This is a genomic window from Stenotrophomonas sp. Steno-Z10-BAI (assembly GCF_056393115.1).
Genome location: NZ_JBWJOZ010000001.1, coordinates 778,032 through 794,545 on the forward strand (window position 1 = coordinate 778,032; position 16,514 = coordinate 794,545).

Annotated in this window: 18 protein-coding genes; 5 read left to right on the forward strand and 13 right to left on the reverse strand. The window is 67.7% G+C overall.

Annotated elements, in window-relative coordinates; genetic code table 11:
* Positions 1 to 45 precede the first annotated feature (45 nt).
* Positions 46 to 609, reverse strand: a complete 564-nt coding sequence (locus tag AC06E9_RS03600; protein ID WP_019183836.1) for an adenylate kinase — start codon at positions 607 to 609, stop codon at positions 46 to 48.
* A gap of 141 nt (positions 610 to 750) precedes the next feature.
* Between AC06E9_RS03600 and AC06E9_RS03605 the strand changes: the two genes are divergently transcribed.
* Complete coding sequence (locus tag AC06E9_RS03605) at positions 751 to 2,007, forward strand: 6-phosphofructokinase (protein ID WP_121039536.1); 1,257 nt, start codon at positions 751 to 753, stop codon at positions 2,005 to 2,007.
* A gap of 141 nt (positions 2,008 to 2,148) precedes the next feature.
* Here AC06E9_RS03605 and AC06E9_RS03610 read toward each other — a convergent pair whose 3' ends face one another.
* Positions 2,149 to 2,652 (reverse strand): hypothetical protein, encoded by a 504-nt coding sequence (locus AC06E9_RS03610; protein ID WP_478055487.1) that lies wholly within the window; start codon positions 2,650 to 2,652, stop codon positions 2,149 to 2,151.
* Between the two features lies 1 nt (position 2,653).
* A complete protein-coding gene (locus AC06E9_RS03615; RefSeq protein WP_478055488.1) occupies positions 2,654 to 2,914 on the reverse strand; it encodes a hypothetical protein in 261 nt (86 codons plus the stop codon).
* 76 nt (positions 2,915 to 2,990) lie between these two features.
* On the opposite strand from AC06E9_RS03615, the gene AC06E9_RS03620 reads away from it, so the two are divergent.
* On the forward strand, positions 2,991 to 5,018 hold the full coding sequence (locus tag AC06E9_RS03620; RefSeq protein WP_121039542.1) for a sodium-translocating pyrophosphatase: 2,028 nt from the start codon (positions 2,991 to 2,993) through the stop codon (positions 5,016 to 5,018).
* Between the two features lie 60 nt (positions 5,019 to 5,078).
* Here AC06E9_RS03620 and AC06E9_RS03625 read toward each other — a convergent pair whose 3' ends face one another.
* The 5 genes from AC06E9_RS03625 to AC06E9_RS03645 all read right to left on the reverse strand — a co-directional run bounded on the left by AC06E9_RS03625 (position 5,079) and on the right by AC06E9_RS03645 (position 8,115).
* Entirely contained in the window at positions 5,079 to 5,807 is a 729-nt protein-coding gene (locus tag AC06E9_RS03625; protein WP_478055489.1) for an energy transducer TonB, read from the reverse strand.
* Positions 5,804 to 6,229, reverse strand: coding sequence for a TonB system transport protein ExbD (gene exbD, locus AC06E9_RS03630; protein ID WP_121039548.1), 426 nt, complete (start codon positions 6,227 to 6,229; stop codon positions 5,804 to 5,806). Before exbD ends, AC06E9_RS03625 begins: the two co-directional genes overlap by 4 nt.
* Before the next feature lie 9 nt (positions 6,230 to 6,238).
* The gene (gene exbB / locus AC06E9_RS03635) at positions 6,239 to 6,970 is read right to left on the reverse strand and encodes a tonB-system energizer ExbB (protein ID WP_461770237.1); all 732 of its coding nucleotides are present in this window, start codon (positions 6,968 to 6,970) and stop codon (positions 6,239 to 6,241) included.
* A 115-nt stretch (positions 6,971 to 7,085) separates the two neighbouring features.
* Positions 7,086 to 7,478 (reverse strand): YbaN family protein, encoded by a 393-nt coding sequence (locus AC06E9_RS03640; RefSeq protein ID WP_152152609.1) that lies wholly within the window; start codon positions 7,476 to 7,478, stop codon positions 7,086 to 7,088.
* Between the two features lie 49 nt (positions 7,479 to 7,527).
* On the reverse strand, positions 7,528 to 8,115 hold the full coding sequence (locus AC06E9_RS03645) for a biliverdin-producing heme oxygenase (RefSeq protein ID WP_478055490.1): 588 nt from the start codon (positions 8,113 to 8,115) through the stop codon (positions 7,528 to 7,530).
* Between the two features lie 165 nt (positions 8,116 to 8,280).
* Between AC06E9_RS03645 and AC06E9_RS03650 the strand changes: the two genes are divergently transcribed.
* Positions 8,281 to 8,538 carry a DUF2789 domain-containing protein gene (locus AC06E9_RS03650; protein ID WP_121039557.1) on the forward strand — a complete coding sequence of 86 codons (258 nt, stop codon included), beginning with the start codon at positions 8,281 to 8,283 and terminating at the stop codon, positions 8,536 to 8,538.
* A 93-nt stretch (positions 8,539 to 8,631) separates the two neighbouring features.
* Here AC06E9_RS03650 and AC06E9_RS03655 read toward each other — a convergent pair whose 3' ends face one another.
* The 5 genes from AC06E9_RS03655 to AC06E9_RS03675 form a co-directional block, all read right to left on the reverse strand.
* Positions 8,632 to 11,547, reverse strand: a complete 2,916-nt coding sequence (locus tag AC06E9_RS03655) for a TonB-dependent receptor (protein ID WP_461770238.1) — start codon at positions 11,545 to 11,547, stop codon at positions 8,632 to 8,634.
* Between the two features lie 173 nt (positions 11,548 to 11,720).
* Entirely contained in the window at positions 11,721 to 12,671 is a 951-nt protein-coding gene (locus AC06E9_RS03660) for a FecR family protein (protein WP_478055491.1), read from the reverse strand.
* Between the two features lie 134 nt (positions 12,672 to 12,805).
* A complete protein-coding gene (locus tag AC06E9_RS03665) occupies positions 12,806 to 13,306 on the reverse strand; it encodes an RNA polymerase sigma factor (RefSeq protein WP_121039566.1) in 501 nt (166 codons plus the stop codon).
* A 106-nt stretch (positions 13,307 to 13,412) separates the two neighbouring features.
* Complete coding sequence (locus tag AC06E9_RS03670; protein ID WP_121039569.1) at positions 13,413 to 13,889, reverse strand: hypothetical protein; 477 nt, start codon at positions 13,887 to 13,889, stop codon at positions 13,413 to 13,415.
* A gap of 35 nt (positions 13,890 to 13,924) precedes the next feature.
* Complete coding sequence (locus AC06E9_RS03675; protein ID WP_147433868.1) at positions 13,925 to 14,419, reverse strand: hypothetical protein; 495 nt, start codon at positions 14,417 to 14,419, stop codon at positions 13,925 to 13,927.
* A gap of 259 nt (positions 14,420 to 14,678) precedes the next feature.
* On the opposite strand from AC06E9_RS03675, the gene ppa reads away from it, so the two are divergent.
* Both ppa and AC06E9_RS03685 read left to right on the forward strand, forming a co-directional pair.
* Positions 14,679 to 15,215 carry an inorganic diphosphatase gene (gene ppa / locus AC06E9_RS03680; protein ID WP_019183821.1) on the forward strand — a complete coding sequence of 179 codons (537 nt, stop codon included), beginning with the start codon at positions 14,679 to 14,681 and terminating at the stop codon, positions 15,213 to 15,215.
* 154 nt (positions 15,216 to 15,369) lie between these two features.
* Positions 15,370 to 16,488 (forward strand): HDOD domain-containing protein, encoded by a 1,119-nt coding sequence (locus tag AC06E9_RS03685; protein WP_152152597.1) that lies wholly within the window; start codon positions 15,370 to 15,372, stop codon positions 16,486 to 16,488.
* Positions 16,489 to 16,514: the final 26 nt, after the last annotated feature.

The window sequence follows — 16,514 nt, forward strand, 5'->3', positions numbered from 1 at the left end:
AAACGTGCGGCCGGCGCGGTGCCGCCGTAGCGGCACCGACCCGCATCAAGCCTGGATCGCAGCGCGGATGCGCGCTTCCACGTCGTTCAGTTCGCCCACGCCATCGACGCGTGCAAGCGTGCCGCGGCCGGCATAGAAATCCACTACCGGCGCGGTCTGGTCGTTGTAGACCTGCAGGCGCTGGCGCACGGATTCTGGATTGTCATCGGCGCGGCCCTGTTCGGCGGCGCGGCCGGCGATGCGCTCGACCAGCAGTTCGGTCGGCACGTCCAGCTGCACCACGGCATCCAGCGGCTGGCCGATCTTGGCCAGCAGGCTGTCCAGCGCGTTGGCCTGGGCCACGTTGCGCGGGTAACCGTCGAGGATGAAGCCCTTGGCCACATCGTCCTGGCCCAGGCGCGACTCGAGCATGCCCAGCAGGATGTCATCGGACACCAGGTTGCCAGCGTCCATCACGGCCTTGGCCTGCTTGCCCAGCTCGGTGCCGGCGGCGACTTCAGCGCGCAGCAGATCACCGGTGGAAATGTGCGCAATCGAGAGATGTTCCTTCAGGCGCGTCGCCTGCGTCCCCTTGCCCGAACCGGGCGGTCCCAACAGAACCAATCGCATCAACCTGACTCCAACGTGGTAAGAAAATGGAAGGGCGCGCGCCCCGGGATTGTCCACAATCACGCTGCACCGCAATACGCGCACTTTACCCCATACCGGTAATGTCTCTGCAATGTCCTTCCCCCAGACCAAGGTCGCACCATGCCCAACGGTACCCTGCTCTACGCCCAGTCAGGCGGCGTCACCGCCGTCATCAATGCCACCGCCTCGGCGGTCATCAGCACGGCAAGGGCCAAAGGAATCAAGGTCTTGGCCGCGCGCAACGGTATTCTCGGCGCGCTCCGCGAGGACCTGATCGACACCTCGAAGGAGACCGCCGCCGCCATCGCCGGCCTGGCCCATACCCCCGGCGGCGCGTTCGGCTCGTGCCGCTACAAGCTCAAATCGCTGGAGGCCGACCGCGGCAAATACGCGCGCCTGCTCGAGGTGCTGCGTGCCCATGACGTGCGCTGGTTCCTCTACAACGGCGGCAACGATTCGGCTGATACCGCGTGGAAGGTCTCCCAGCTGGCCAAGGCCTTCGACTACGACCTGACCTGCATCGGCGTGCCCAAGACCATCGACAACGATCTGGCGGTGACCGATACCTGCCCGGGCTTCGGCTCGGCCGCCAAGTACACCGCCGTCTCCGTGCGCGAAGCCGCGCTGGATGTGGCCGCGATGGCCGAAACCTCGACCAAGGTATTCGTCTACGAGGCGATGGGCCGCCACGCCGGCTGGCTCGCGGCGGCTGCGGGCCTGGCCGGCCAGGGCGCCGACGACGCCCCGCACATCATCCTGCTGCCCGAGCGCGCGTATGACGAGGCCGCGTTCCTGGCCAAAGTGAAACAGGTCGTCGAGCGGGTGGGCTACTGCGTGGTGGTCGCCTCCGAAGGCATCCAGACCGCCGATGGCCGCTTCGTCGCCGATGCCGGCGGTGGCACCGATTCGTTCGGGCATACCCAGCTCGGTGGCGTGGCCTCGCAGCTGGCCGCGCGGGTCAAGGATGGGCTGGGCTACAAGGTTCACTGGACCCTGCCCGACTACCTGCAGCGCTCGGCGCGCCACCTGGCCTCCAAGACCGATTGGGAGCAGGCACAGGCAGTGGGCAAGGCGGCGGTGCAGTTCGCGCTGAAGGGCCAGAACGCGGTGATGCCGGTGATCGTGCGCACCAGTGACACGCCCTACCGCTGGAAGATCGAGGCAGCCCCGCTGCACAAGGTGGCCAACCACGAGAAGAAGATGCCGGCCGGCTTCATCCGCCGCGATGGCTTCGGCATCACCGCCAAGGCCCGCGCCTATCTCGCCCCGCTGATCAAGGGGGAAGCCCCGTTGCCTTACGGGCCCGATGGGCTGCCGAAGTACGTGACGCTGAAGAACGTGGCGGTGAAGAAGAAACTGCCTGCCTTCGAAGCGTAATCGACCCGGTAGTGCCGGCCGCTGACCGGCATCGCGGTGTCCGGCAGCGTCCTGGGCGCCGGCCAGCGGCCGGTTTCATCGCGCCTCTGACGGTCCGCGTGGAGCCGGCCAGCGGCCGGCACTACCCGCGGTTGCGGGGCGTCAGTTGCAGGCCTTGCCCTCGACCTTCATCTGCGCGGCAAACATCGGCACCTGCGCGATCTTTCCGGCGGCCGCCTGCTTCTTCGCGTCTTCCAGGTAGATGCGCGACTGGCCCTGCCCATCGAGTTCCGGCTTGGTGGTGACCGGCATGCGCCACACGCGCACCACCGCCTGCTGCGCCGGGCAGGCGGCATTCGGCACGCGGATCACATCATTGAGCTTCCAGCCCTTGGCTTCGCTGGGCTGCGCCTTCTCGTAATCGACGAAGCGGGCACGCGGCTGGCACTGCTCGCTGGTGCGGACCACGGCGAATTTGTACGGCTGTGCCGCCTCGCCGGTGAACACGCCTTCCAGCCGTGCGCAGGCTTCGGGAATCTGGCGCAGCGTGTGGGCCGCGCCTACCGCCTGCGGTGTGCCGGCGGCGCGCTGCAGTTCGGGGGTTTCCGCGGCGAAGGCGGACACGGCGGGCAACAGGGCCAGCCACAACAGATGACGGGGGGACATGTCAGGACTCCAACGGCGGGGATGGGCCGAGGCTGCCAGTGGATGGCTGAACGGCGTGGCAAAGGGGGTCCTTCGTCCGGATCTGCGTGGTTGCCGGCCAGCGGCCGGCACTACCTCCGTCGTTGGCGATCCGGGCACGCACGCGCAGTTTGAAATCCTTGCTGGCATGCATCGGGGATTTGCCCGCATACTCGGGCCACCAGGGATTGCTGAACACCGCCACACGCTTGAAGACCGGCACGGTCTGAACGGGTTGGTTCATGGTTGCAGCCTGTTGTGCCCCCGCGTGGAGACGTTCATCCGTTCACTGGATGTCATTCCATCACCCGGGAGGGGACATGCTGGAACGTTACGGGCTTTCTCTGGCGCTGTTGTGCGCCATTCTCGCGATTCTCTACGGCATCGTGTCGGCACGCTGGATCCTCCGGCAACCGGCTGGCAATGCCCGCATGCAGGAAATCGCCGCCGCCATCCAGGAAGGCGCGCGCGCCTATCTCAACCGTCAATACCTGACCATCGCCATCGCCGGTGCCGTGCTGTTCGTGCTGGTCGGCCTCTTCCTCAGCTGGTACACCGCGATCGGTTTCGCGATCGGTGCCGTGCTGTCCGGTGCGGCCGGCTACATCGGCATGAACGTTTCGGTGCGTGCCAATGTGCGCACGGCCGAGGCCGCCCGCAACGGCCTGAGTGCGGCCATGGATGTCGCCTTCCGTGGCGGTGCGATCACCGGCATGCTGGTGGTCGGGCTGGGTCTGCTGGGCGTGGCCGGCTATTACGCGCTGCTGCTGCGGCTCGGGCTGGATGTCGCGCAGACGCTGCACGCCCTGGTCGGGCTGGCGTTCGGCTCGTCGCTGATCTCGATCTTCGCGCGGCTGGGCGGTGGCATCTTCACCAAGGGCGCCGATGTCGGCGCAGACCTGGTCGGCAAGGTCGAAGCCGGCATCCCCGAGGATGACCCGCGCAACCCGGCGGTGATCGCCGACAACGTGGGCGACAACGTGGGCGACTGCGCCGGCATGGCCGCCGACCTGTTTGAAACCTACGCCGTCACCGTGATCGCCACGATGCTGCTCGGCAACCTGATGATCGCCGAGGCCGGTGCGAATGCGGTGCTGTATCCGCTGGTGTTGGGCGGTGTGTCGATAATCGCCTCCATCATCGGCGCGCTGTTCGTCAAGGTGAAGCCCGGTGGCTCGATCATGGGCGCGCTGTACAAGGGCGTGATCGTGTCCGGTGTCCTGGCCGCCATCGCGTTCTATCCGATCACCACCCAGCTGATGCCGGACAACGCGCACGGTGCGCTGAACCTGTATTTCTGCGCCTTGATCGGGCTGGTGCTGACCGGGCTGATCGTGTGGATCACCGAATACTACACCGGCACCCAGTACAAACCGGTGCAGCACGTGGCGCAGGCCTCCACCACCGGGCACGGCACCAACATCATCGCCGGCCTCGGCGTCTCGATGAAGTCCACCGCCCTGCCGGTGATCGCGGTGTGCGTGGCGATCTGGCTGGCGCACTACTTCGGTGGCCTGTACGGCATCGCCATCGCCGCGACCGCGATGCTCTCGATGGCGGGCATGATCGTGGCGCTGGATGCCTACGGCCCGATCACCGACAACGCCGGCGGCATCGCCGAGATGGCCGAACTGCCGCCGGAGATCCGCGACATCACCGATCCGCTGGATGCCGTCGGCAATACCACCAAGGCGGTGACCAAGGGCTACGCGATCGGCTCGGCGGCACTGGCCGCACTGGTGCTGTTCGCCGATTACACGCACAACCTGCAGGCGGCCAATCCCGGCGAGGTCTTCGCCTTCGACCTGTCCAACCATGAGGTGATCATCGGCCTGCTGATCGGCGGCCTGATTCCCTATCTGTTCGGGGCGATGGCGATGGAAGCGGTGGGTCGCGCGGCGGGCGCGGTGGTGGAGGAAGTGCGCCGCCAGTTCCGCGAGATTCCCGGGATCATGGACGGCACCGGCAAGCCGCAGTACGACCGCGCGGTGGACCTGCTGACCCGCTCGGCGATCCGCGAAATGATCATCCCCTCGCTGTTGCCCGTTGCGGTGCCGGTGGTGGTCGGCCTGCTGCTCGGGCCACGCGCGCTCGGCGGCCTGCTGATCGGCACCATCGTCACCGGGCTGTTCGTGGCGATCTCGATGACTACCGGCGGCGGCGCGTGGGACAACGCCAAGAAGTACATCGAGGATGGCCACTTCGGCGGCAAGGGCAGCGAGGCGCACAAAGCCGCGGTGACCGGCGATACGGTCGGTGATCCCTACAAGGACACCGCCGGCCCGGCGATCAACCCGCTGATCAAGATCATCAACATCGTGGCATTGCTGCTGGTGCCACTGCTCTGAAGCAGGAGGGGCGCGCTGGCCTCAGGCCAGCGCGCCCGTGCAGCGCATGTCACACACGGCTCAACGCCGCCGCAGGAAGAACGTCACCGGCACCATCACCTCCACCGGGTCGCCGGTGATCTCTGCTGGCGGCGGCGGCAACGGGCTGCCGCGCCGCACCGTGGCCAACGTTTCCTCATCCAGCAGCGGATGGCCGCTGCTCTGGCCCAGCCGGATGTTGTAGGCGTTACCCTGCCGGTCCACCGAGAAGCGCACATAGGCCACGCCCTGCTGGCGCAGACGCTCGGCCTGGCGCGGATAACGACGGTACTGTTCCAGATGGCCCAGCAGCAGGCCCTGCCAGGTGACGGTCGCGCTGCCCTGGCGGCCAGCCACCGTCTGCGTGGCGGCATAGCGCTCGGACGGGCGTGCGGACACAGCCGGCGGTGCCAGGGTCTGGTCCACGTTGTGCTGGTCGGTCGGCGCTGCTTCGCGGGGTGTCTCGCGACGCAGGACGTCCTGCGTGTCCGGGGTGTCGTCCGGCGGGAGATCCACCTTGGGAACCGGCGTAGGCTCGGGCCGATGCTGTTCCTGTTGCAACGGCCCGGGTGGCATCTCCTTCGGTGGTGCGGACGGCGCCTCCGGTACCGGCGCCAACTCCACCATCACCGCTTCCACCGGCGTGTCACTGACCCGCGCCGGCGCACGCTGCTGCCACCACAGCGCGCCGCCGATCAGCACGGCATGCATAGCCAGCACGAGGGCGAGGCTGCCTGCCCAGCGCAGTGTCGCGGCGGTGTGGCGGCTCATTCGCTGCGCTGCTCCACGCCCACCAGCGCGATCCGGCGATACCCGGCCGCGCGCAGCGCATTCATGGTCTGCATCAGGTCGCCATACGGCACGGCCTGATCGGCACGCAGGTAGATACGCTGTTCGTGGTCGCCAGCGGTCAGCCGCTCCAGCGTGGCATTCAGCCCGTCAGTGCCGACCGGCACATCGTTCACGCTCAGCGACAGATCGGCCTGCACCGAGAGGAACACCGGTTCGGCATCGCGCGGCTGTGGCTGCGCGGTGCTGGCCGGCAGCTCCACCGGCGTATCCACCGTGGCCAGCGGCGCGGCGACCATGAAGATGATCAGCAGCACCAGCATGACGTCGATGAAGGGGGTGACGTTGATTTCGTGGCTTTCTTCCAGCGCGTCGTCGTCGTGCCGGGCGGTCTTGATGGCCATGGCCGGTCCTCAGCGCGCGTCGCGCACAGCCGGCGCATTGCCGAGCCGGTCCAGATCGCGCGAGACCAGCTGCTGCACGCCGGCGGACAGATCACCGAGCAAACCGCGGATGCCGGCCAGCACGCGGGTGAAGTGGTTGTAGATCACCACGGCGGGAATCGCTGCGACCAGGCCGAGCGCAGTGGCCAGCAGCGCCTCGGCGATGCCCGGTGCGACCACAGCCAGGTTGGTAGTGTTGGCGTGGGCGATGCCGATGAAACTGTTCATGATCCCCCACACCGTGCCGAACAAGCCGACGAACGGCGCGATCGCGCCGATGCTGGCGAGCAGCCCCACCCCGGTGCGCAGCTGCCGCGCATGCGCCAGCTCGATGCGTTCCAGGCGCGAGGCGACCCGTTCCTTGATCCCGACCGGATCCTGCGCATCCTGCGAGAGGCGCAGCTCGGTGCGGGCCGCGTCGATCAGGTCGTGTGCCGCGCCGTCGTCCAGCAACGCATGGGTCTGCGGCACCGGCAGGTGCGCGGCCTGCAGCAGCAGCGCGCGTGCCTGGCGCAGCCGCGTCCGTTGCCGGCCCAGTTCCCAGGTCTTGGCAACCAGCACCGTCCAGGTGGCGATCGAGGCGAGCGCCAGCCCGATCATCACGGTCTGCACCACGCCATCGGCGGCCTGGTACATGCCCCACGGCGTCAGGTCATGCGGCAGTGCCGCCACGGCGGCGGGAAGAGCGATCGGCAGGGTCATCAGCGGGGTCGTCGGTCAAGGGCATCGCGGCGCGTGACAGGGCCGGACGCAGGAAAAGGGCGAACAAGTATCGGGGGACGAGGCGGTGGAAATCAGTGCGGGGCGGACAGCAGGTTCAGCGCTCCGACGGGCGATCGGGCGTGACCGACGGCCTTGGCGCGGGCCGCGACAGCACGTAGCCAGCGCTGGCCACAAAGAACAGGCCGACGCCAACCAGCAGCGGCCAGGACGGATGCGCCCCCCAGCAGAACATGGCGAACCCGAACGCCATGCCGGCGCCGGCGAAGGCCTTGCCCTTGCGGCTGATCGCGCCCTGTTCGCGCCACAGCCGCAGCGATGGACCGTAACGGGGGTGCTCGAGCAGCCGGCGTTCGAACGTCGGCGAGCTGCGCGCGAAGCAGCCGACCGCCAGGATCAGGAAGATCGTGGTCGGCATCACCGGCAGCAGGGCGCCGATGACGCCCAGCGCCACCATGATCCAGCCCAGGCCGAACCAGAGCCAGCGCATCATGGGCGGCGGTGGTGGTCCGGCACGGCGGGCGTGCAGCAAGCGGCGGTCATGCGAATTCTTCCTCGACATGCCCGTGCACGCTGCGGAAGGCCGCGTCGGCCGCATCGATCACCTGCTGCTCCTGCGCCTCGGTCAGCGCGAGACCATCGAGCGCGGCGGTGAACTCGCGCCAGTGGCGGGCCGCGCCATCGGGATGCGCGGCCAGATGGCGCGCGCCAAAACCGCTGTCCAGACCGAGCCTGGCGGCCATCTTGTACAGCACGGTGCCGCCCAGGTTGGAGCCTTCGGCCACGTACAGCCATCCCAGCGCGGCCGGCAGCGTCAGATCGCCATCCAGGCGCGTCGACGCCGGCAGCGGCAGCGTCTGTTCGAGGTCGGCCAGGTCGCGGGCGATCAGGGGCAGCCGGCGGCGCTCGTCCAGATCGGGCAGCAGCGCGTCCAGCGCGGGGTTGCCGTAGAGCGCATCGATATCGCGGTGGAAGCGGTACTGCACGCGCAGGAATTTTGCGAACAGGTCGCGGCTGGCGAAGATGTCGCCGGCCATGATGCGCTTGTCCAGCGCGCCGTGGCTGTCACGGGTGGCCGCCTTGAGGCGTTGGCTGCGGGTGGCTTGGGGAGTATCGATGACGATCATGGCACTGCTTGGATGGGGAAGTGGGGCACGGTTCTCTGTTGAAGACGTCTGGCACGGGGGTAACCCCAAGCCCATTGTCGCGCGGTCAGCGGTGCGACCGTCACATGCCACCGTCACGGCCTTGCCCCGATAATACGGACCACGCCCTGCCACTGGAATGACACGATGATCACCACCGAACCGCGCATGACCAATCTGTTCCTGCAGCTCGGCCTGGACGCCAGCGAGGCGGCGATTGCCGCCTTCATCCGCGATCACCAGCTGTCCAACGAGATCCGCCTGATCGAAGCACCCTACTGGAACGAGGGGCAGCGCCAGTTCCTGACCGAGCAGCTGCGCTCGGATGCCGAGTGGGCGATCGTGGTCGATGAGCTCAGCGAAGCCCTGCACGCCGATGCGACCGTACAGGCCAACGCGGGCTGAGCGATCGCGGGATGCCGATACCGGCCGCGCACCCTGTGTGCCGGCCGGATGCACGCAGGGGCCGGCAATGCCGGCCCCTGTCGTGTCCGGGCATCAGTAGCGGTAGGTCAGCGCCAGCCGCACGGTCCGGCCCGGTGCGGGCATCACGCCCAGCGCCAGCGGATCGAGGTAGTAACGATCGGTCAGGTTGTCCACGTTGAGGTCCACCGCGAACTGCTCGCTGGCCTGCCAGCTGGCGAACAGATCCACGATGGTCGCCGGGCGGTACAGCTGCTGGATCGCCGACAGACCGACGTTCCATTCCTTGTCCAGCTTGCTGATCGGGCCGGCGTTGTGGATCACCCGGGTACCGACGCTGAGGCGCTGGTCGAACAGGCGCGAGCCCAGGGTCAGGTTGACGTTGTAGCGTGGCGGGTTCTGGGTGTTGCTGTAGGAGCCTTCAAAGCCACCATCCACGCAGTCCGGGGTGTTCTTCAGCTCCTCGATCCTGCGCTGGATCCCGTAGGCGCGGCGCTCGGCGGCGATATCCGGCGCGCAGGTCTTGGCCTGGAGGTAGTAGTGCGCGGACAGATCGGCGAACACCGTGCCGCTGTCATAGCTGGACTGCAACTCCACGCCGGAGACCTTGAAACGGTCCACGTTGCGGATCAGACCGGCCGACAGGGTGCGGTAGTCGCGGGTGATCAGATCATCGATGCGTGTGTTGAAGTAGGCCAGCTTGAAGCCCGCCTGGTCGCCCTCGGTGAACAGATTGTGGCGTACCGTGCTCGCGCCGATTTCCCAGGTCCCTGCCCGCTCCGGCTTGAGCTCACCGGTGGGCTTGGCCGCGGTGAACAGGCCCAGCGTGGTTTCGAACAGGCTCGGCAGCTTCACGCCTTCGGCGTACTTCACATACACCATCGTGTCTTCGTCGAAGCGGTAGGCAACGCTGGCGCTGGGCATGAAGGCACTGTCGCGGCGACGGATCGGCTGCGACCAGGTCCAGCTGACCGGCACGCTCAGGTCTTCGGCGTCATCGGCGTCATAAAAGTTCCAACCGGTGATGTCACCGACCGTGCCCTTCTCATACGGCGAAGCCAGCAGCGAGGCCTCGGTGAACTGGCCATTGGCATCCGGATACCAGTTCAGCATGGCGATGCGCTTGGCGCGCCATGCCGGCAGGTTCGGGTTGCCATCCAGCAGCTGCGTGTAGCGGTACTGACCGATCACGCCGTAGGCGTCCGGCGTGGCCAGGCGGTTGCGGTCATGCACGTTGACGCGGTTGTAGCGGCCACCGACCACCACTTCCCAATGCTCGTCCGGCTGCCATTTGACCGACGCCACCGCGCTGTATTCCTTGCGCTCGGCATTGCGCAGGAAGCGGTTGTTGACCAGGTCGTCGTGCATGACCGGCGAGTGCGGGCCGGGGCCGACGTCCTCATCGCTGAAGGACAGACCGTAGTCCAGCGTGAACAGCCCGGCGCCGGTATCCAGATGCGTGGTGTTGCCCACATCGAAGCCGAGCCGCGTCTGCGTCAACTCATTGCGGTAGGCATCCTTGTAGCCCGGATCGGTATTGAACGACGGGCCGTCGTACCACTCGGTGCGGCGATCGAAGTACCACGGCGTGATGCCGGTCAGGCCGTTGTACATCAGGCTGTCGGCGTCGGTGTACCAGAGGTTGGCCTTCAGATCGATCAGCTCGTTGTCCGGGTTGAAGCGGTAGCGCAGGTTGTAGGCATCCATGTCGACATGGCCCGGATCCCACTGCGGTACGCGGTCACGGTCCACACGGATGATCTGCGAGGCCATGATTTCGCCGGCGGTGCCTTCATAGCGGCGGTAGCCGGCTTCCAGCGTCTGGTTGTCGTCGATGCGCCAAGTGCCCTTGAGCAGGAACGACTTCGAGCGCGAGGAGGTGTTGAACACCTCGGTATCCGGCGGATTCAACGGCGCCAAGGTGCGCCGGGTCTGCGGGAAATCGTCGTAGCCATGCTTGCCCGAGAAATAGTTGCCGTTCTCGCGCCATGCGTACGCCGCGACCAGGTCGAAACGATCCCAATGCTTGGCGGTGGCGATGTTGAAGAACTGGCTGCCCAGCGCGCTGCGGTCGGTACGCGGTGCGGCGTCATAGGCGGGCACGTTGTTGGCGCTGGCATTGGCCATGCCGGTGCGCACGCGCAGCCCGGCATCGCGGCCGTCGCGCAGCACGTCTTCGATCTTCAGCGTTTCCATCTCCACCACGCCGCCGATGCCACCGGAGGCGTTGACACCCAGGCTCGGGCCCTTGGTGATGGTGATGTTGGAGATCAGGTCCGGATCCAGATAGGTGCGCTGCGACTGGCCTGCGTAACCACGGTAGGTATCCATGGTGGACTGACCGCCGTCGATGATCACCGGGATGCGGCTCTGGCCCTGGATGCCGCGGATGTTCACGTCCAGCGCGTTGGCGGTACGCGGATCGCCCGCGGTGACGCCGGCCACGCCCTTGACGATGTCCGCGGTGGAGGTGCCGCGGAAGCGCTCGATGGTGGCGCGCGCGATGTAGGCACTGGAACCAGCCGTGCGGTACACCTCCAGCGCACGCTCGGCATCGCCGCCGCCCTCGATGCGGTCACCGGCCACGCTCAGCGCGTCGGTGACGATCAGGCCATCGTCGTTGGCTGCCACGGCAGCGCGCTCCAGCGTGACCGCGTCCGGCCCGACCTGGCGCAGGCTCAGCCCGCTGCCCTGCAGCAGGCGCAGCAAGGCAGACTGCGCATCCATCTGCCCGGCCACCGCCGTGGAGGTCACGCCTTCGGCCAGCGCGGCCGGATAGGCGACCTGCACCCCGGACTGGCGCATGTACGTGCGCAGCGCATCGGACAGCGGCTGGGCGGGAATGTCGAACCGCAGCGTCGCCGCAGCGGGTACCGCGCTGGATTGGGCGAATGCCGGCAGGCCGGGCGCGGCCGCCAGGCCAGCAGTGAGCAAAGCGATGCAGAGACGTGACGGGCGCGGACGATGGCCCGCGCGGGTGGAGATGCGCATGGAAAACCCTGTCAGAAGATCAGTGCCGCAGAGGCGGGTCACCCGCACGCGGGTGCGGATGCAGCGTACGTACGTGGCGGCGGCGGGTACGTTATGCCGGGTAAGACGAACGAACCGTGCGCAGCCCCAAGACCCGTGCGTGTACGTGATGCCACGACCACGGGCTCGCCGCGCTACTCCGCCGTGATGTTGGCCGGTGCCACGATCGCCACCCCCATCGGCAGCCGGGTGACGCGCAAGCCAGCGCTCACCGCCAGCGCGTCCAGTGCCTGCTCCGGCCGGTCGATGCGAAAGGCAGCGTTGACGGTCGGCAATGCGGACAGATCGCCGCGCACGAAGGTGGCGCCGGCGCGATAGCGCGCGATGCGCCGCACCGCATCCTCGACCCCGGTCGCCTCGAGCAGCAGTTCGCCCTCGCGCCATGCGGCGATGCGGTCAAGGGCGACGTCCTGCTCCCGCACGACCCGCCCGCCCGGTGCAAAGCGCGCGCGCTGGCCCGCGTCGAGATATGTCCAGCCCGCCCGATCGGCCGCTGCGACCCGGACCCGTCCCTGCTCGACCCTCGTTTCCACGTGATCGTCTTCTCTGGCGACCGCGAACGCCGTGGAGATGTCTTCGATCACACCGCCCTGCGCCTCCACCTGGAACGGACGCGCCGGATCGGGCGTCACCTGGAACCAGGCGTGCCCGCGCAACAGCGCGATGCGGCGCACCTGCCCGTCGTACCGGACCGCGATGGCACTGTCGGCATCGAGCACGGCGCGGCTACCATCGGGCAGCGCCACGGCCTGGATGCCCGTCCCGCTGCGGTGATCGGCCTGCAGCCGCAGCCACGCCTCCGGTGCCACCCACGCAAGCGCGAGCAGCGCCGCGCTGGCCACCCCGACCAGCGGCCACCGCGGCCGGCGCCGTGACCGTGTTGCCGCCGCGGCGGGCGCCGGTCGCGGCCCGAGGCTGCGCCACAACTGGCGCTCGTATTCGAACGTGCGGCGATTGTCAGGCTCGGCCAGCCACTGCTCGAAAGCCTGCATCTGCACCGGCTCGACCGCGCCGGACGCCAGCCAGGCAATCCAGGCACGGGCCTGGACGGCAGCAGGGTCGGACGGCGGCAAGGGTCGGGACATCGGCGGTTGTTCGTGCGGGCTCATGGCTGGCGGTGGATCGCGCGATCACGCGCGGACGAAGAAGATGCCGGAAGGGACGGCATTATGATCAAGACGGATGGGAAACGGGCTTCCCCAAGCCCAGGCGGTGCCGCTCAGCGCCCGTTGCGCGCCCAGGCCAATCGCTGCAGTGCACTGCGCACGTGGTTTTCCACGGTCGTCACGGACACGCCCTGACGTTTGGCGACCTCCACCTGGGTCATGCCCTGCAGGCGGTTGAGGCGGAAGATCGTGCGGGTCGGCTCGGGCAGGTGCTCCGCTGCGTCCAGCACGCGCTGCAGTTCGTCCTGCGCCATCGCCTGCTCTTCGGTTGAGAGCGCCTCCTCCGGGCCCCACAGGTAGTGCTCGGCCAACAGGCGCGTGCGGCGCGTGCGCTCACGCCCATGATCGGTCGCCAGGTTGGCAGCCAGCCGGTACAGATAGGCGCGCGGGTTGCTGATCGGTTGCCCGCTGTCCACGCCCCGGGCCTTGAACCAGATGGACTGGATCACATCCTCAGCGCCGCTGTCGCTGCCCAGAATGCGCTGCACCAGACGCAGCAGCGCCGGGCGTTCGCGGATCAACAGCTCGGTCAGGGTAGTGGCGTTGGTGGACATGGGCCGATGCACGAAGCGGGGCCGCAGGGACACGACAACCCGTAAGGCGCGGCATGTTACTCCGCAAATGAGAATCAGTCACGTTTGCAGATCGAGCGGGTGGGCCTCACAGGCACTCGGTCAGCCCGTCGTACATGCTGTCGGGCGTGCCCGGCAACGGGGCGTGCAGTGCCTGCCCCTGCTCCAGGGTCTGCAGCAACACAGGCAACTGCGTATTGGCCGCCAACGGCGCCCGGCAGGCCCAGGTCCGCGCATCGACCACGATCGCCCCGCTGGCGGCGTCGACGCGGGCGGTACTGCCGGTGAAGGTCCACACGCATTCCTCCACCCGCCCGCTGGCCGCCTCCACCGAGCAGCGGAAGCGCAGCGCCTGCAGGTTGTGGTACTCGCCCTCGCAGAACGTGTCGCCGCAGACGTCGTTGAAGCCCCCGACCAAGCGGGCTTCCACCGCACGGAAGCGCTCCCAGCCCACGGCCTGGGTCGGGTAGGTCCGCGCGTCGACGAAGGTCTCCGCGGTACGGCCGTCCATCGGGAGGCTGCAGACCGCCAGTACCAGCAGAGCGCTCGGGAAGATCGGTTTCATGGGTGTCTCCTGTACGGCGTTGGGGAAGCGCATGCTCAGTTGAGGCACTCGAACAGCGCGTCGTGCATGGATCGGTGTGTGCCCGGGAGCGGCCGGGTCAACGCGTCAGGTCGCCCGAGTGCGGCATGCAGTGCTTCCACGGAGGTATCGGGCGCCAGCGGCGCCACGCACGCCCAAGTCCGGCTGTCCGGCACTACCTCTCCGGTGGTCGGCTCCACTTCCAGGTTGCCCGCCGCGATGACCAGCACGCAGGACGCGACGCGTCCACTGGGCGCGTTTACCGAGCAGCGGAACTGCAGGACGACGTGGTTGCTGAACTCACCCTCGCAGTACGTATCGCCACACAGGTCATGGAACTCCCGGGTCAGATGATCCTGGAGATCGTAGAAGCGGTCCCAGTTGGCTTCGGTGTAGGGGAAGTCGACCAGATCCACGTACGGACCACTGCGGGCGCGGGCCTCCCCGGCCACCGCCGCGAGGGACAGGACGAGCGCCATCGACAGGCAGGCCATCCGATTTGTCAGGGTCATCACCATCCTCCAAGCGGGTTCGTGGCCATGATCGACCGCTCGGCCAGGCGCAACCATCGGCCCTCTGCCCGGGGCAGGGTCGGGATTGACGGCACTGCCCTGTGGCGGTCTGCCCACCCTCCCCCGCGCGCAGGGTGACCTTCCTGGCCCACGCCCGCTGCGGATCGACCGATCGGCGGCACGGCCGCTGCACGCTGGCCGCCAATGGGCCTAAAATGGCGGACTTTGCGCCCTACCCCCTCTCAGCTGGAGCACGACCATGGGTCTGGAACTCGTTTCGCCGGGCAAGAACCCGCCGGAAGAAATCAACGTCATCATCGAAATCCCGAAGGATTCCGAGCCGGTGAAGTACGAAGTGGACAAGGAAACCGGCGCGATCTTCGTCGACCGCATCCTCTCCACCCCGATGCGCTACCCGTGCAACTACGGCTATGTGCCGAGCACCCTGTGCGGCGATGGCGATCCGGCCGACGTGCTGGTGGTGCTGCCGCTGCCGCTGGTCCCGGGCTCGGTGGTGCGTTGCCGTCCGGTCGGCGTGCTCAAGATGAGCGATGAAGCCGGCAGCGACGAGAAGATCCTGGCCGTGCCGATCTCCAAGGTGTTCAGTGGCTATGCCCATGTCGAGGACATCGAGCAGGTGTCCAGCCACTGGCTGGAGCGCATCGGCCACTTCTTCGAGCACTACAAGGATCTGGAAAAGGGCAAGTGGGTCAAGCTGGATGGCTGGGGCGGCGCCGCCGAAGCCAAGAAGATCCTGGTCGAAGCGCACCAGCGCTACCTCGGCAACATCGCCTGAGACTGACCTGCGTCGCTCCGGCACACCGCTGCCGGAGCGATGCGCATCACGTTTTTTCAATGCGGCACATCACTATTCGTGCCGGATTGGGTACATTGCGTCTCTTCACACCGTCCACGGTGCGTTTCACCGTGGTCAGCCAGGGGACCGTGTCGTGCGCATTCTGCTTGTTGGGGACGAAGCCAGCCTGTCGGCTGAGCTGTTGGAATTCATTGCCGATCTTGGGGAAGAGTGGCAACCGCTGACCGCGACCGATGGCCAGAGCGCCATGGGCATCGTTGCCGGCTCGCCGGTGGATGCGGTGATCGTGTGCCCGCAGTTGCCCGATCTCAACGCCACCACGCTGCTCGGCCAGATCCGTACGCTGCGCCCTGAGACCATCCGTATCGCGCTGGTGGATGCCGAGCATGGCAACCGCCCGCCGCCGGCGCGCCTGATCGGCGTGGCCCACCGCTTCCTGCCGATGCCGCTGGCCCCGGAGGTCCTGCTCGAAGCCCTGACCAGCCTGGAAGAGCTGCGCGAACTGCTCGACAGCGCGCGCCTGCGCAGCGCCATCGGCCGGATCGAGAAGCTGCCCTCCCCGCCGCATCTGTACCTGACCCTGACCCAGGCGCTGGAACACGACGACGATACCAACACCGCCGACGTGGCCAAGCTGGTCGCGGCCGACCCGGCCATCGCGGCCAAGGTGCTGCAGCTCTCCAACTCGGCCTTCTTCAACAATGGCCGGATCATCTCCGACCTGCGCACCGCCGTGACCCGCCTGGGGCTGTCCACCCTGCGTGATCTGGTCCTGGCCAGCGAAGTGTTCTCCGCGCAGCCGCTGTCCGGTGCCGAGCGCAACTCGCTGCAGCAGCGCGCGCTGCTGGCCTCCCGCCTGGCCGCCAAGCTGTTGCCGGAGTCCAGCGCCGAACTGGGCGCCACCGCGGCCCTGCTGGCCGACATCGGGCTGCTGCTGCCGGGCGTACGCAACGAACGCAGCGCCGAAGACCCGGCAGAGAATCGCCCGGGTCACGCCGAGGCAGGCGCCTACCTGCTGGGGCTGTGGGGCCTGCCGATGCCGATCATCGAGGCGGTGGCCTTCCACCTGCAGCCGCAGCGCTCGAACACCCGCAGTTTCTGGGTGACCGGTGCGGTGCACGTAGCACTGGCGCTGATCAATGGCGATCCGGTGGACGAGGAGTATCTGCAGCGGGCCGGCGTGCTCAACAAGCTGCCGCAGTGGCGCGATCACGCCAACGCACTGATGGGGCTGGTCGCCAGCGACGCCTGAGTGTGAGGTGGAACGTTCTCAAAGGA